The organism is Mycobacterium paraseoulense (assembly GCF_010731655.1).
Taxonomy (GTDB): domain Bacteria; phylum Actinomycetota; class Actinomycetes; order Mycobacteriales; family Mycobacteriaceae; genus Mycobacterium; species Mycobacterium paraseoulense.
In genome coordinates this window covers 315,697-333,611 of sequence record NZ_AP022619.1, presented here as the reverse complement: position 1 = coordinate 333,611, position 17,915 = coordinate 315,697, and the positions used below count along the sequence as shown (strand labels likewise).

Annotated in this window: 2 protein-coding genes; both read right to left on the bottom strand. The window is 70.7% G+C overall.

The window, feature by feature from the left end:
• Positions 1-24 precede the first annotated feature (24 nt).
• The gene (locus G6N51_RS01540) at positions 25-7,671 is read right to left on the bottom strand and encodes an amino acid adenylation domain-containing protein (protein WP_083173559.1); all 7,647 of its coding nucleotides are present in this window, start codon (positions 7,669-7,671) and stop codon (positions 25-27) included.
• Positions 7,668-17,912, bottom strand: coding sequence for an amino acid adenylation domain-containing protein (locus G6N51_RS01535; RefSeq protein ID WP_083173566.1), 10,245 nt, complete (start codon positions 17,910-17,912; stop codon positions 7,668-7,670). The genes G6N51_RS01540 and G6N51_RS01535 overlap by 4 nt, the downstream gene beginning before the upstream one ends.
• Positions 17,913-17,915: the final 3 nt, after the last annotated feature.

Below are 17,915 nucleotides of genomic sequence, written 5' to 3'. Positions count from 1 at the left end.
GGACCGTCCCAAATCGCGTGCGCGTTAGAGCAGGCCCAGCAGCTGCAGGTCGGTGACGTACTTGACGATCACCGGCGGCGAGATGTGCGGGATGTCGTTGTCGGCGCCGATCTTGGCTTCCTGCACCGCCGCGCGGAACCGGTCGGCCGGGGCGAATGACCCGCTGGCCGGCTCCGGCGCTTGCAGCTGGTTGTAGCCCGGGACCTGCAACATCTGCAGTACCGAGTGCTTGCGCTGGTGTTCCGGCAACTCGCGCAGTGCGGCCTCGAAGCGTTGCAGCCACTCGCCGAAGTCGTCGACCCGCTCGATCGGGTAGCCGGCCTCGATCAGCCAGTCGACGTACTCGTCGATGCCGACGCCGTCGTCGTGGGGGTTCATCACGTGATACGTCTCGAACCCCTCCACCACCTGGGTGCCCAGCGTGGTGATCGCCTCGGCCACGAACTCCACCGGCAGCGCGTCGAAGTGCGCACGTTGCCGGTTGCCCTGGGCGTCGAGCTGATAGAACGAGCGCGGCGCGATGCCGGTGGCCACCAGGCTCAGCACCATCCGGGTGAACATGTCCGACAGGTTGAACTGGCCGGCGTAGCTGGTGTCGGACAGGATCATGTCGGATCGGAACACCGAGACCGGCAGCCCGCACAGGTCATGGGCTTCCCGCAGCAGCACCTCGCCGGCCCACTTACTGTTGCCGTAGCCGTTGGCGTAGCTGCCGTCGATCTTGCGAATGGGGCTGATGACCCGGATGTCGGCGTCCTCGGTGAACGCCGCGGGGTCGATCTGGCGGCCCACATCGGAGGTCGACACGTAGGCGTACGGCTTCAGCTTGGTCGTCAGCGCCACCCGGATCAGTTCGGCGGTGCCGGCGACGTTCGGACCGAACAGCTCGCTGTAGGGCAGCACGCCGTTGACCAGAGCCGCCGAGTCGACGATCAGATCCACGGTGTCGGCCAACCGCTGCCACGTCGGCTCGTCCAGGCCGAGGTTCGCCGCGCCCTTGTCGCCGGCCACGACCTCGAGGTGGTCGGCGGCCAGCTCCTGGAAGTACCGCAACAACTTCGGGTCACCGCTGTCGAAGGTCTTCTCCAGCCGCTGGCGCGCCTCCTCGTCAGAGCCGGCCCGCACCAGACAGATCAACTTGCCGTCGACCAGCTCCAGCTGCTCGAGCCACTGCAGCAGAAGATAACGCCCCAAAAAGCCCGTCGCCCCGGTCAACAGGACCGTCCGAACCTCCGGACCCGGGCCCGGCAACGACGGCGCGGCGCTCAGCGTCGCGGCATCGATGAACTTGTCCAACGTCAGATCACTGGCGTACACCTGGGTCGCGTCGCGGCCGTGCACCGAGGCGAAGCTGGCCGCGCCACCCTCGTCTTCGTCCGCACCGCTGGCGTCGCGCTCCGCCCGTTGGCCGAGGCGTCGCACCGACTGCGCTTCGAACAGGGTGCGCACCGAGAGGTTGGCGTCGAGGGCCGTGTTGATCTCGGCGATCACCCGCATCGCGGAGAGCGAATCGCCGCCGAGGTCGAAGAAGGAGTCCTCGACCGAAACCCGCTGCAGCCCAAGGACTTCGGCGAAGATTTCGGCCAGGGTCTCTTCCAGCGGGGTGGCCGGGGCCCGGTATTCACCGGCGGTCTTCTGGTACTCGGGTGCGGGCAGGGCCCGCTTGTCGAGCTTGCCGTTGACCGTCAGCGGCAGCGCGTCCAGCACCACGATCGCAACGGGCACCATGTAGCCCGGCAGCCGGTCGCCCAACCGGGTCCGGATCTCGGCCGGGTCGGCGGTGCCGGTGATGTAGCCCACCAGCCGCTTGTCGCCGGGCCGGTCCTCGCGGGCGATCACCGCGGCCTGCTCCACCCCGTCCAAACCGGCCAGCGCGGCCTGGATTTCGCCGAGCTCGATGCGGTAGCCGCGGATCTTGACCTGCTCGTCGACCCGGCCCAGGTACTGCAGTTGGCCGTCGACGCCCCAGCGCACCAGGTCGCCGGTGCGATACATCCGTTGTCCGGGCGCACCGAACGGGCAGGCCACAAACCGCGAGGCCGTCAGGCCCGCGCGGCGCGCATAGCCGGCGGCCACACCGCGGCCGGCGATGTACAGCTCGCCGACGACGCCCTGCGGGGCCGGGCGCAGCCACTTGTCCAGCACGAACAGCGCCGCCCCCGGCACCGGGGCGCCGATCGGGGCTCCCGTCTCCGCGGTCAGCGGCGCGCTCATCGCCGCGTACACCGTGCCCTCGGTCGGGCCGTAGGCGTTGATCATGACGCGGCCCGGCGCCCACCGGTCCACCACCTCGGGTGGGCAGGCCTCGCCGGCGACCACCAGCGCGGTCGATTCCAGCCCCTCCGGCGAGAGCATTCCCACCGCCGACGGGGTCTGGCTGAGCACCGTCACGTTCTCCTCGACCAGCAAGGCGTGCAGGTCCTTCGGGGAGCCGGCGACGGCCTCGGGCACCACGACCAGCCGCCCGCCGTGCAGCAGCGCGCCGAAGATCTCGTGGACCGAGACGTCGAAGACCAGGGAGTGCCACTGCGCCCAGACGCCCGGGTCCGGCAGGTCGGCGTGCAGTCTCTCCAGCAGTTGGGTGGCGTTGTGGTGCGTGACCGCAACACCCTTCGGGACACCTGTGGTGCCGGACGTGTAGATCAGGTACGCGATGTCCTGCGGCGACGGTGCCGGCAACGGCGTGGCGGGCTGGTCGCCGATCGACGGGTCGTCGACGTCGATGACCAGCAGGTCGGAACCCTCCAGCCGCGACCGCAAGTCGGCGGTCGTGAGGGCGGCGACCGGCGCAGCGTCGGCGAGCACGAACTCGATCCGCGCCGCCGGGACAGCAGGGTCGATCGGCAGGTACGCCGCCCCGGTCTTGAGCACGGCCAGGATCGACACAATCGCCTCGGCCGACCGGGAGAACAGCAGGGCGACGCTGTGGCCCGGGCCCGCGCCGTGCTCGGCGAGCAGGTGGGCCAACCGGTTGGCCGCCTCATCGAGCTCGCGGTAGGTCATCGAGCGGCCCTCGAACGTCAGCGCCACCGCCTCGGGAACGCGGGCCACCTGCCTGGCGAACAACGCCGGGATCGACTTCGCCGCCCGCACCGGCGCGGTCAGCACCGCTCGGTTGCCCCACTCGTCGAGGCGGGCACGCTCGTCGCCATCCAGCACATCCATGGCCGAGAGCCGCTGGCTGGTGTCGGCGGTCATGGCCCCCAACACCCGCTGGAATCGCTCGATCAGCGACTCGATCCCGGCGGTGTCGAACACGCTGGTGTCGAACTCGACGCGCAGGCCGAGTTCACGGCCCGGAAGCGCCATCACCGAGAGCGGGTAGTGGTTGTATTCGCGGTTGGTGACGTCGGTGATCGCGAGCTCGTGGAAGCCCAGCGGCACGCTGGTGTCGATCGGGTAGTTCTCGTACAGGAACAGCGTGTCGAACAGCTGGTCGTGGCCGGTAACGCGGTGTATCTCGTTCAGCGCCAGGTGCTCGTGCTCGATCGTGTCGTTGTGGGCGCGCTGCAGCTGTTGCAGCAGCTCGGACACCGTGGTGCCCGCGCTGACGTGCGCGCGCACCGGCACCGTGTTGATCAACAAGCCCACCATCGACTCGGCGCCGGCCAGATCGGCCGGCCGGCCGGAGACCGCGGTGCCGAAGGCCACGTCGTGCTGGCCGGTCAGCCGCATCAGCAGCTGCGCCCAGGCCGCCTGCAGGACGGTGTTGATGGTCGTGTGGCACGAGCGGGCCAGCTCGCCCAGCGCCCGCGTCGTCTCCGCGGGCAGCCGGTACGACTCGACGCCGCGCCGCCCGAGGCCCAGCCGGGCCGGCGGACCGACCAAGGTGGGGGTGTCGAACCCGGCCAGCACCTCGGCCCACGCGGCCCGGGCGGCCGTGCGGTCCTGGGCCGCGAGCCAGGTCAGGTAGCTGCGGTAGGACGCGGGCGCGGGCAACCGCTCCCCGTAATAGCTGGTCAGGATCTCCCGCAGCATGATCGGCAGCGACCAGCCGTCCATCACGATGTGGTGGTTGGTCAGCACGAACCGGTGCCGGTTGTCGGCGGTGCGGATCAGCGCGGCCCGGAAGGCGGGCCGGTTGGCCAGATCGCTGACCGCCCCGCGTTCGGCGGCGCAGAGCTGTTCGATCTTCTCGTCCGGGTCCAGGTCTTCGGCCCCGAGCTGGACGTAGCGCCACGCCATCACGGGGTCGGCCGGTATGACCTGCACGGGCTCGCCGAACTGGGGGCAGAACCGGGCCGCCAGGTTGGGATGCCGGTCGACGACGGTGTGGACGGCCTCGCGCAACCGGTGCGCGTCGAGGTCACCGGTGACGGTGATCCCGAGCTGCACCGCGTACACGTCGTCGCCGGGGTCGTGCGCGAAGCTGGCATGGAAGAGCAGCCCCTGCTGCAGCGGGGTCAACGGCAAGACGTCGGCGACGGTGTACTGCTGGCAGAGGTCGTCGAGCTGCTGCTGGGTCAGCCGGGCGGGGGCGACGTCCGACGGGGTCAGCCCGCCACCGCCGCTGCGCACGTGCGCGCAGATCCCGGCGAGGGCCTCGAACCACAACTGGCTCAGCCGGCTGACCTGCTGGTGGTCCAGCGCCGAGGGCGCCCACGTCCAGTTGGCCTGCAGGTGCGGGCCGGCCTCGGTGTCCATGGTTCCGGCGTTGAGGTCGACGGTGTGCATCAACGGCATGGGCAGCGCCGCGCTGGCGGCGCCGGTGAACGACAGGCTGTCCTGGCTGATGCGCCACATCTCGCCGGGCAGATCCGCCGCCGCACCCAGCCGGCCCAGGTAGTTGAACCCGATCACCGGGTCCGACCCGTCCAGGTCGACCTCGGTGTTGACGTACCGCAGCAAGCCGTAGGTCAACGGGTCGGGCAGCGCGCGCAGCTGTTCCTTGGCCTTCTTGACCAGCAAGCCGAGCGCGGGGTCGCCGGCCATCACCTGGGTCCAGTCCAGCTCGCCGACGGTCAGCGCGACCGGGTACTTGGTGGTGAACCAGCCCACGGTGCGGGACAGGTCGACGTGCGGGCCCAGCTCCTCGTGGCGGCCGTGGCCCTCGACGTCGATGCCGATCGGGGCGCCGGTGCCGACGAAACGCGCCCAGGCCAACCCGAACGCGATGAGCAGGATGTCCTGCACCCCGGCGTGGAATGCCGCGGGGACCTCGCCCAGCAGCATCCGGGTGGTATCGACGTCCAGCGACACCGACAGCTGCTTGGCCGTCTCGTAGGTGTCGACGTCGGGGCGCACCGCGGGCAACAGCGCCGGGGTCGCCGCGACCTGCCGCCAGGCCTCGGCCTGGGCGACGACCTCGGGGCGCTGGGCGTGCTCCTCCAGCATGGCCGACCACCGGGCGAAGGACGTCCCGCCCGTGGGCAGTGCCACCGGCTGGCCGCTGTGGTGCTGGGCCCAGGCAATGTTCAAGTCTTCCAACAGGATTCGCCACGACACGCCGTCGACGGCCAGGTGGTGGATCATCAGCGCCAACTGGGCCGTCGATTCGGCCCACACGGCGCGCAGCATGATCCCCGCCGCGGGGTTCAGCTGCGAGCGCGCCGCCACCAGCGTCGCGTCGGACAGCGCGTCCACGGTGTGCATGCACGAGTCCGCCTCGACCGCACCCACCTCGGGCACGTGCAGCGACCAGCCGCCGGCGCCGTCGTCGTCGACGCGCATGCGCAGGGTGGCGTGCCGGTCCAGCAGCGACTGCAGCACCACCTGGACGTCGTCGCGGGTGACGCCGGCGGGGGCCTGCACGACCATGGTCTGGTTGAACTGGTCGGTGGGGCCGTCGACCTGCTGGAGCCAGCGCATGATCGGGGTGGCGACCACCGGGCCGGTGCCCTCGTCGACCACGTCGTCGTCGGAGGCCACGCCGGCGACCCGGGCCAGCCGGGCCACGGTCTGCTCGACGAAGACGTCGCGCGGGCGGCACACCACGCCGGCGGCGCGGGCGCGGGCCACCACCTGCATGGACAGGATGCTGTCGCCGCCGAGGTCGAAGAACGAGTCGTCGACGCCCACCCGCTCCAGCCCGAGGACCTGGGCGTAGATGGCGGCCAGGGTCTCCTCGACGGCCGTGGTGGGGGCGCGGTATTCGCCGTTGGTCTTCTGGTACTCGGGGGCGGGCAGGGCCCGCTTGTCGAGCTTGCCGTTGACGGTCAGCGGCAGCGCGTCCAGCACCACGACCGCGGCGGGCACCATGTAGCCGGGCAGCCGCTCACCGAGCCGGGCGCGGACCTCGGCCGGGTCGGCGGTGCCGGTGATGTAGCCGACCAGCCGCTTGTCGCCGGGGCGGTCCTCGCGGGCGATCACCGCCGCCTGCTCGACCCCGTCCAGCCCCGCGAGCGCCGTCTGGATTTCGCCGAGCTCGATGCGGTAGCCGCGAATCTTGACCTGCTCGTCGGCGCGTCCCAGGTATTGCAGCTGGCCGTCGACGCCCCAGCGCACCAGGTCGCCGGTCCGGTACATCCGCGTCCCCGGCGCTCCGAACGGGCACGCGATGAAGCGCGACGCCGTCAGACCCGCCCGGCGCACATACCCGGAGGCCACGCCGCGACCGGCGATGTACAGCTCGCCGACGACGCCCTCGGGCGCCGGGCGCAGCCACTTGTCCAGCACGAACAGCGCCGCCCCCGGCACGGGCGAGCCGATCGTCGGCGCCCCCGATTCGGCGCTCAGCGGCGCGCTCATCGATGCGTACACCGTGCCCTCGGTCGGGCCGTAGGCGTTGATCATCACGCGCCCCGGCGCCCAGCGGTCCACCACCTCGGCCGGGCAGGCCTCGCCCGCCACGATCAGCGCCGTCGAGTCCAGCCCGTCCGGCGACAGCATCCCCACCGCCGACGGGGTCTGGCACAACACGGTGACCTTCTCGGCGACCAGCAGCGCGTGCAAGTCGTCCGGGGAGCCGGCGACCGACTCGGGCACCACGACCAGGCGCCCGCCGTGCAACAGCGGACCCCAGATCTCCCACACCGACACGTCGAACACCAGCGAATGCCATTGCGACCAGACACCGGCCTCCGGCAGGTCGGCGGGCAGCTTCTTGAGCAACTGGGTGACGTTCTGGTGGGTGACCGCGACGCCCTTGGGCGTTCCGGTCGTGCCCGAGGTGTAGATCATGTAGGCGATGTCCTCGGGGGCCGGGCCCGGCAGCCCCGACGTGGGCTGTTCGGCCACCGCCGGGTCGTCGACCTCGACGACCAGTAAGTCGAACCCGTCCAGCCGCGACCGCAGCTCGGCCGTGGTGACCGCGGCGACCGGCGCCGCGTCGCCGAGCATGAACTCCATCCGTGCGGCCGGGACCGCCGGGTCGATCGGCAGGTAGGCCGCCCCCGTCTTGAGCACCGCCAGGATCGACACGATCGCCTGGGCCGACCGCGACTGCAGCAGCGCCACGCACGCACCCGGGCGCGCCCCGTGATCGGCCAGCAGGTGCGCGAGCCGGTTCGCGGCCTCGTCGAGTTCCTGATACGTCAGCGAGCGGCCCTCGAACGTCAGCGCCGGCGCCTCGGGGACACGCGCGACCTGCTTCGCGAACAATGCCGGGATCGACGCAGCCCCCATCACCGGCGCGGTCAGTACCGCCCGGTTACCCCACTCGTCGAGGCGATCGTGCTCGCCGCCATCCAGCAAGTCGATCGACAACAATCGCCGCCCCGCGCCGACGGTCATGCCTGCTCCTCCAGATCTGCGGTCATGGCCTCCAGCACGCGCCGGAACCGTTCGACCAACCTCTCGATTCTGCCCGTGTCGAAGACTTCTGTATCGAATTCGACGCGAAGACCTAGTTCGTGACCCGGAACGGCCTGCACCGAGAGGGGGTAGTGGTTGAATTCCCGGTTGGTAAAACCATCAATCGCCAGCTCGTCGACGGCCGACAACGCGGCGGTGTCGATCGGATAGTTCTCGTACACGAACATGGTGTCGAATAATTGGTCGTGTCCCGTTACACGATGGATTTCGTTCAGTGCCAAATGCTGGTGTTCCAGCGTGTCGTTGTAGGCGCTTTGTAGCTGGTTGAGCAGGTCGGCGATGGTGGTTTCGGCGCCGATCGTCGCCCGCACCGGCACCGTGTTGATCAGCAGTCCCACCATCTGGTCCGCGCCGGCCAGATCGGTCGGCCGTCCCGACACCGCTGTGCCGAAGGTCACATCGTGCTGGCCGGTCAGCCACATCAGCAGCTGCGCCCAGGCGCCCTGCAGCACGGTGCTGACGGTGGTGTGGCACGACCGGGCGAGCTCGCCGAGCGCCCGCGTGGTCTCCGCGGACATCTGGAACGAGGAGACGGCCCGCGGCCCGAGGCTCATCCGGCCGGGCGGCCCGACCAGCGTGGGGGTGTCGAAGCCGGCCAGCACCCGCCGCCACGCGGCCTGGGCGGCGCCGCGGTCCTGCACAGCCAGCCAGTCGACGAACTTGCGGTAGGGCACCGGGGCGGGGAGCGGCACGCCGTAGTAGGCGGCGAAGATCTCCTGCAGCAGGATCGGCTTCGACCAGCCATCGAGCACAATGTGGTGGTTGGTCAGCACGAAGCGGTGCCGGTTGTCGGCGGTGCGGATCAGCGCGGCCCGGAACGGCGGGCGCTCCGCCAGGTCGCACACCGCGGCCCGCTCGGCGGCGCACAGCTGCTGGATCTGCTCTTCGGGCTCGAGGTCTTCGGCGTCGAGTTCGACGTACCGCCACGCCAGCGCGGGGTCGGCGGAGAGCACCTGCACGGGCTCGCCGAAGTCTTCGATGAAGTGGGCCACCACGTTGGGATGCCGCTTGATCGCGGTATGCACCGCGTCGCTCAACCGGTGCGGGTCGAGGGCGCCGCTGACGCTGATGTCGAGCTGCACCGCGTAGAGGTCGTCACTGCCGTGCGCGGTGCCGGTGTGGAACAGCAGGCCCTGCTGCAGCGGGGTCAACGGCAACACGTCGGCGACCGGGTAGCGCTGGCACAGCTCGTCGATGTCGCGCTGGGTCAGCCGGGCGGGGGCGAGGTCGGACGGGGTGAGCCCGCCGCCACCGCTGCGGACGTGGCTGCAGATGCCGCTCAGGGCGTCGAACCACAACTCGCTCAGGCGGCCGACCTGGACCTCGTCGAGCGCCGAGCGCGCCCAGGTCCAGTTGGCCTGCAACAGCGGGCCGCCGGCGGTGTCCAGGGTGCCGGCGTTGAGCTCGACGGTGTGCGGCAACGGCATGGGCACCGCCGTCGCCGCGCCGGCCGACGCCAGGCTGTCCTGGTCGAGCCGCCAGAAGTCGCTGGTGAGCTCGGCGGCGCCGCCCAGCCGGCCGAGGTAGTTGAACCCGATCACCGGGTCCGAGGCCTCCATGTCCACGTCCGGATTCAGGTAGCGCAGCAGCCCGTAGCTCAGCGCGTCCGGCAGGGCGCGCAACTGCTCCTTGGCGTCCTTGACCAGCGCCCCCAGCTCCGCCTCACCGGCGACGACCTGTCCCCAGGACAGCCCGCCGACCTTCAGCGCGACCGGGTACTTGGTGGTGAACCACCCCACCGTGCGGGACAGGTCCACGGTCGGCCCCAGCTCCTCGTGGCGGCCGTGGCCCTCGACGTCGATACCGATCGGCGCGCCGGTGCCCACGAACTGCGCCCAGGCCAACCCGAACGCGATCAACAGGATGTCCTGCACCCCGGCGTGGAACGCCGCGGGCACCTCGCCCAGCAACAACCGAGTGGTGTCGGCGTCCAGCGCCACCGACAGCTGTCCCGCGCTGACGTAGGTGTCGATGTCGGGCGCCACCGCCGGCAGTGGCGCCGGCGTCGACGCGATCTGGCGCCACGCCTCGGCGGTCTCGACGACCTCCGGCCGGCGCGCGTGCTCCGCCAGCAGCGACGACCACCGGGCGAACGACATGCCGCCCACCGGCAACGCCACCGGCTGCCCGCTGTGGTGCTGGGCCCAGGCAATATTCAAGTCTTCCAACAGGATTCGCCACGACACCCCGTCGACGGCCAGGTGGTGAATGACCAACGCCAGCTGGCCGGTGGAGGGGACCCACACCGCCCGCAGCATGGCGCCGCTGGCCGGGTTCAGCTGCGAGCGTGCCGTTGCCAGGGCCGCGTCGGACAGCGCCTCCACGGTGTGCACGCACCCCGCGGCGTCCACCGCGCCGACCTCGGGCACCCGCAACGACCAGTCCCCCGCGCCGTCGTCGTCGACGCGCAGGCGCAGCATGGCGTGCCGATCCAGCAAAGCCTGCAGCACCAACACCACGTCGGCCTCGCTCACCCCGGCCGGGGCCTGCACCACCATGGTCTGGTTGAACTGCTCGACCGGACCGTCGACGCTGTGCAGCCAGCGCATGATCGGGGTCGCGACGACCGGGCCGATGCCCTCGTCGACCACGTCGTCGTCGGAGGCCAGTCCGGCCACCCGGGCCAGCCGGGCCACCGTCTGCTCGACGAAGACGTCGCGCGGCCGGCAGACCACACCGGCCGCCCGGGCCCGGGCGACGACCTGCATCGACAGGATGCTGTCCCCGCCGAGGTCGAAGAACGAGTCGTCGACGCCGACGCGCTCGACCCCCAACACCTGGGCGTAGATCCCGGCCAGGATCTCCTCGATGGCCGTGCTCGGGGCGCGGTAGTGGTCGGCGTCGGAGTATTCCGGTGCGGGCAGCGCGCGGGTGTCGAGTTTGCCGTTGACCGTCAGCGGCAGCGTCTCGAGCACCACCACGGCGGTGGGCACCATGTAGGTCGGCAGCCGCTCGCCGAGCCGGTTGCGGATCTCGGCCGGGTCGGCGGTGCCCGTCACGTAGCCCACCAGCCGCTTGTCGCCCGGACGGTCCTCGCGGGCGATCACCGCCGCCTCGTTGACCCCGTCCAGCGCGACCAGGGCCGCATGGACCTCGCCGAGCTCGATGCGGTATCCGCGGATCTTGACCTGCTCGTCGGCCCGCCCCAGGTACTGCAGCTGGCCGTCGGCGCCCCAGCGCACCAGGTCCCCGGTCCGATACATCCGCGCGCCGGCCGCGCCGAACGGGCACGCCACGAACCGCGTCGCACACAGCCCCGACCGGCCCACGTATCCATACGCGAGCCCGCGGCCGGCCACATACAACTCGCCGACGACACCCTCGGGCACCGGCCGCAGCCAGCCGTCCAGCACGAAGAAGCCCAGGTGCGCCAGCGGCCCGCCGATGGGGCTGGCATTGCTGTCGACGTCGCCGTCGACGATCTCCCGGAACGAGGCGTGCACCGTGGTTTCGGTGATGCCATACATATTGATCAGTCGCGGCAGGCCGGGGTGGTGGTGCATCCACTTGCCCAGCTTTCGCGGCTCGAGGGCCTCGCCACCGAACACCACCGTCTGCAGCTTCAGCTGCTGGCCCAGCTCCGGCGCCAGGGAATCCGCGGTCTGCAACGCGTAGAACGCCGACGGCGTCTGGCTCAGCACGCTGACCTGTTCGCGGACCAGCATGGCGTGCAGCTCTTCCGGCGAGCGGACCACCGCGTCGGGCACGATCACCAGCCGGCCGCCGTACAACAGCGACCCGAAGATCTCCCAGACCGAGAAGTCGAAGGCCAGCGAGTGGCACTGCGTCCACACCTGCCCCAGCGCCAGCTGGGCGTCCAGGGACTCCAGCAGCTGGGTGACGTTGCGGTGCGGCACCGCCACACCTTTGGGGGTGCCGGTGGTTCCGGACGTATAGATGATGTAGGCGATGTCGTCCGGCGACGGCGCGGGCAGCCCGTCGGTGGGCTGGCTCGCGACGGCGGGGTCGTCGAAGTCGATGATGTCCACGTTCGACCCGTCCAGCCGCGCCCGCACGTCCGCGGTGGTGACCGCGGCAATCGGGGCGGCGTCGCCGAGGACGAACTCCATGCGCGCCGCGGGCACCGTCGGGTCGACCGGGAGGTAGGCCGCCCCGGTCTTGAGCACCGCCAGGATCGCCACGACGGCCTCGGCGGTGCGCGGGAACAGCACCGCGACCCGCTCCCCCGGCCCGGCGCCGCGGCTGACCAGCAGGTGCGCCAACCGGTTGGCCGACTCCTCGACCTCTCCGTAGGACCACGACCGGTCGCCGTCGGTGATGGCCACCGCCTCGGGCGCACGGGCCGCCTGCGCGGCGAACAGCTCAGGAATGGAGAGGAGCTTGGGCGCCGGCTCGGCCAGCATCGCCCGGTTGCCCCAGTCGTCGAGCCGGTGCTGCTCGGCGGCGTCGAGCAGGTCGATCGAGGACAGGCGCCGCGAGGGATCGGCGGTCATGGCCACCATCACCTGCTGCAACCGCTCGATCAGCGTGTCGATGGCGGCGGCGTTGAACACCTCGGTGTCGAATTCGACGCGAAGGCTCAGTTCGTGACCCGGCGAGGCCACCACCGACAGCGGGTAGTGGTTGTACTCCCGGCTGCTGAAGTCGGTGACGGCCAACTCGCGGACGCCCAGCAGCGCGCCCGCGTCGATCGGGTAGTTCTCGTAGAGGAAGAGGGTGTCGAACAGCTGGTCGTGGCCGGTGACGCGGTGGATCTCGGGCAGCGCCAGGTGCTCGTAGTCGACGGTGTCGTTGTGCAGGCGTTGCAGTTGGTCGAGCAGGTCGGCGACGGTGGTGGTCGCGGTGATCCGCGCCCGCACCGGCACGGTGTTGATCAGCAGGCCGACCATCGCGTCCGCGCCGGCCAATTCGGTGGGCCGCCCGGAGACCGCGGTGCCGAAGGCCACGTCATGCTGGCCGGTCATCCAGGTCAGCAGCTGCGTCCACGCGCCCTGCAGCACGGTGCTGATGGTGGTGCGGCACGAACGGGCCAGCTCGCCCAGCGCCTTGGTGGTCTCGGCGGGCAGGTGGAAGGCGGCTACGCCCCGACGGCCGATCTGTCCGGGCGGACCCACCAGGGTGGGGGTCTCGAAACCGGCCAGCGCCTGGGCCCAGGCCTCCTGTGCGTCGGCGCGGTCCTGACGGGTCAGCCAGGTGACGAAGCTTCGGTACGACGGGGCGGCCGGTAGCCGCTCCCCGTAGTAGCTCGCGAAGATCTCCTGCAGCAGGACGGGCAGCGACCAGCCGTCCACCACGATGTGGTGGATGGTCAGCACGAACCTGTGCCGGTCGGGCGCCGTGCGGATCAGAGCGGCCCGAAACGACGGCTGATCGGCCAGGTCGCACACCGCGGCGCGCTCGTCGGCGCACAGCCGCTCGACCTGCTCGTCGACGTCGCCGCCGTCGAGGTCGACATAGCGCCACGCCATCTGGGGATCGGCCGGAATGACCTGCACGGGCTCGCCGAAGTCCTCGGTGAACCGGGCGACCAGGTTGGGGTGCCGCTTGACGGCGGTGTGGACCGCCTCGCGCAGCCGCGCCGCGTCGAGGGCACCGCTGATCGTGATGCCCAGCTGCACGGCGTACAGGTCGTCGGTGTCCTGCGCGAAGGCGGTGTGAAACAGCAACCCCTGCTGCACCGGGGTCAGCGGCAACACGTCGGCGACACCGTCCTGCCGGCAGAGGGCGTCGAGTTGCTGCTGGCTGAGGTGGGCGGGAGCGATGTCCGACGGGGTCAACCCGCCGCCGCCGGCCCGGACGTGGGCGCAGATCCCGGCGAGCGCCTCAAACCACAACCGGCTCAACCGGTTAACGCGCTCCTCGTCGAGCGCCGAAGGCGCCCAACTCCAGTTGGCCTGCAGGTGCGGGCCGGCCTCGGTGTCCATGGTGCCGGCGTTGAGCTCCACCGTGTGCGTCAGCGGCATGGGCACCGCGGTGGCCACGGCCGCCACGGCCAGGCTGTCGGGGCTGACCCGCCACAGGTCGTCGGAGAGGTCGGCGCCCGCGCCCAGCCGTCCGAGGTAGTTGAACCCGATCACCGGGTCCGGCCCGTCGAGGTCCACGTCGGCGTTGAGGTAGCGCAGCAGCCCGTAGGTCAGGCCGTCGGGCAGGGCGCGCAGCTGCTCCTTGGCGGCCTTGATCACCGGCCCCAGCGCGGCCTCGCCGGCCACCACCTGCGACCAGTTCAGCCGGCCGCCATTGAGGGCGACCGGGTACTTGGTGGTGAACCAGCCCACGGTGCGCGACAGGTCGACCCGGGGAGCCAGTTCTTCCTGCCGCCCATGGCCTTCCACGTCGATGGCGATCGGCGCCGCACCGGTGCCGAGGAATTCCGCGAACGCCAGCCCGAAGGCGATCAGCAAGATGTCGCCGACGCCGGCGTGGAACGCGGCGGGCACCTCACCGAGCAGCAGCCGGGTCGTCTCGACGTCCAGCGCGGCCGACAGCTGACCGGCGTTCACATAGGTGTCGGCGTCGGGTTGCACCGCCGGCAACGCGGCCGGGGTGGCCGCCACCTGCCGCCACTCGTCGGCCCGGGCCACCACGTCGGACCGGTGGGCGTATTCCTCGAGCAGCGACGACCACCGGGCGAACGACGTGCCGGGCGCCATCAATGAGATGGGCTGCCCGCTGTGATGCTGGGCCCAGGCAATGTTGAAGTCTTCCAACAGGATTCGCCACGACACCCCGTCGACGGCCAGGTGGTGGATGATCAACGCCAGCTGACCCGTGGGCTCCGCCCACGCCGCGCTGACCATCAGCCCGGCGGCCGGGTTCAACCGCGACCGCGCCTCCGCCAACGCCTCGTCGGACAACGTCTCGACGGCGTGCACGCAGCCGCGCGCGTCCACCGCACCGACCTCGGGCACCTGCAGCGACCAGCCGCCCGCGCCGTCGTCGTCGGCGCGCAGCCGCAGCGCGGCATGGCGATCCAGCAGCGCCTGCAGCACCGCCACCACGTCGGCCTCGGTCGCGCCCGCCGGGGCCTGCACCACCATGGTCTGGTTGAACTGCTCGATCGGGCCCTCGATGGTGTGCAGCCACCGCATGATCGGGGTGGCGACCACCGGCCCGACGCCGTCGTCGGCCGCACCGCCCGCGCCGTCGACCGCCACCTCGGCCACCCGGGCCAGCCGGGACACCGACTGCTCGACGAACACGTCGCGTGGGCGGAACAGGATGCCGGCCGCGCGCGCCCGGGCCACTACCTGCATCGAGAGAATGCTGTCGCCGCCGAGGTCGAAGAACGAGGCGTCCACCCCGACCCGGTCCAGGCCCAGCACCTGGGCGTAGATGTCGGCCAGGACCTCCTCGACCGGGTCCTCCGGCGCGCGGTATTCGGCGGTGGCGTATTCGGGTGCGGGCAGGGCGCGCTTGTCGAGCTTGCCGTTGCCGGTCAACGGCAGGGCCTCCAGCACCACCACCGCGGCCGGCACCATGTACGGCGGCAGGCGGTCGGCCAGCGCGGCGCGGATCGCGGCCGGGTCGGCCGTGCCGGTGATGTACCCGACCAGGCGCTTGTCGCCGGGGCGGTCCTCGCGGGCGACCACGGCGGCCTGGTCCACCCCGTCGAGGCCCTTGAGCACCGATTGGATTTCACCGAGTTCGATGCGGTAGCCGCGGATCTTCACCTGCTCGTCGGAGCGGCCGAAGTATTGCAGCTGCCCGTCTTCGCCCCAGCAGACCAGATCGCCGGTGCGGTACATCCGCGCGCCCGGACCGCCGAAGGGGTTGGCGACGAACCTAGAGGCCGTCAGGCCGGCGCGGCGCACGTATCCGATCCCGACGCCGCGGCCCGACAGATACAGCTCGCCGACCACGCCCACGGGCACCGGCTGCAGCCACTTGTCGAGCACGAACATCGCCGCGCCGGATATCGGTGACCCGATCGGCACCACGGCCGAGCCTGGGGTCAGCGGCTTGCTGATGGACGCGCACACCGTGGTTTCCGTCGGGCCGTACGCGTCGATCATCACGCGGCCGGGCGCCGCCCACCGATCCACCACGTCGGTCGGGCAGGCTTCGCCGGCCACCACCAGCGCGGTGGACTCGAGACCCTCGGCGGGCACCATCGCGACCGAGGACGGGGTCTGGGTGAGCACGCTGACCTTCTCCGCGACCAGCAGGTCGTGCAGGTCTTCGGGGGAGCTCGCCACCGACTCGGGCACCACCAGCAACCGGCGCCCTCGCAGCAGGGCGCCGAAGATCTCCCAGACCGAGAAGTCGAAGGCCGAGGAGTGGCATTGCGTCCACACCTGCCCCTTGGGCAGGCCGGCGTCGAGCGATTCGATCAGCCACGTGACGTTGAGATGAGGAATCGCAACGCCTTTGGGGGTTCCGGTGGTTCCGGAGGTGTAGATGATGTAGGCGATGTTCTCCGCGGCGGGCGCGGGGAGCGGTGTGCTGGGCTGGGCGTCGACGGCCGGGTCGTGGACGTCGACGACCAGCAGGTCGTGCCCGTCCAGCCGCGAACGCAGGTCCGCGGTGGTGATGACCGCGCTCGGCGCCGCGTCGGAGAGGACGAACTCCATACGGGCCGCGGAGTGCGCGGGGTCGATCGGCACGTAGGCCGCGCCCGTTTTCAGGACCGCGAGCATGGCCACGATCGCCTCGGCGCAGCGGGGAAACATGACCGCGACGCATCCACCCGGGCCGACGCCGTGATCCGCCAGCAGGTGCGCCAGCCGGTTGGAGGCCTCGTCGAGTTCGGCGTACGTCAGCGACTTGGCGGAGCAGGTGACCGCCGGGGCATCGGGCGAGCGCCGCACGTGTTCGGCGAACGCCACCGGGATCGACACCGGCGGCGGGACCGGCTCGGTCAGGGCCGCCCGGTTGCTCCATTCGTCGATCTGGGCCGGCTCGTCGGCGGCCAGCAGGTCGATCGAGGACAGCCACCGCTCGGGGTCGGCGGTCATCTCCTCCAGCACCTGCTGCATGCGCGCGGCCAGGTCGGCCACGCCGAAGTCGGCGAAGGGCTGCCCCGGTCCCGCGGTGCTCAGGAAAAGCTGGTCACCGGCGCCGAGGAAGAACAGGCTGAAGTGCCCCACGGGCCCGTGGTTGGTGTACGTCGCCGTCGCCGGGGAACCGGCGAGGTCGAGCGTCAGTCGCATGGGAAGGAAGTTGATGCCGACCCGGTTCGCAGCCTGCCTCAGGCCGTCGCTCTCCAGGGTGTGCACGGGGAACCGCTGATGGTGCAGCAGCTCCCTGATTTTTATGTCGACGTGTTTGCAGAAGTCGGCAACCGTGGCCGTGGGCGAGGTGTTCAGCACCAGCGGCACCACCCCGGCGAACATCCCGGGAATCGTCTTCGACTCCTGCCGCACGCGCCGGCTCACCGGGAAGTCGAGCGCCACCTCGGAGCCGCTCCCGGACCAGGCGCGCACCAGCAGCGCGCACGCCGCGGTGGTGACGGAGAACCGGCGGATACCCAGTCTCTTGGACAGCTCCTTGATCCGGGTGGTGACGGACGGGTCCAACTGGACGGACGCGGACGGCGAGTAGTGGTCTTTGCCGCTCGCGCGGTCGGCCGGCCGGTCAACCCATGCGGTCTCCGGTGGGAGGTTGTTGCTCCAGTACGCCTTGTCTTCCTGGTAGTCGGAGGACGCCTCGTATCCTGACTCCAGGTCGACCAAATCCTGCGCCGAGCCGAAATACGCATCGGGAATGGGCTTTCCGGCCATCATGGCCGAATAAATTGTGGCAACGCGACGGGCCACCAGCGCCATACCCAATCCGTCGATTGCTATGTGGTGGCAGCAACCGAACAAATAAAACTCGTCAACCCCCGTTTGGAATAACACGAATTGGAACAGCTGCCCGTTCAATGACATGGGCGTGCGCTGGATCGACGACGCCATCGCGCGGGCTTCCTGCACGGGGTCGGGCAGGGACGTCAGGTCGTGGAAGGCGAGCTCGACGTCCGGGTAGTCGATCGGCTTCTGTACCACCTGGCCGTCGACCTCGAAGAACGACACCCGGCCGGCCTCGGCCTCCGCGACGGTCTGGGTGAGGGCGCGCCCGAGGGCGTCGCGGTCAACCGGACCCGCGATCTTGATCAAAAGCCCGAGCTGCCACTCCGTGCCGACGAAGCCCGTTTCCTGCGAAAGCCAGATGTCAAGCTGCCCGCGCGTCAGCGGAAGCGGGTGCGCACCATCTCCCATCGA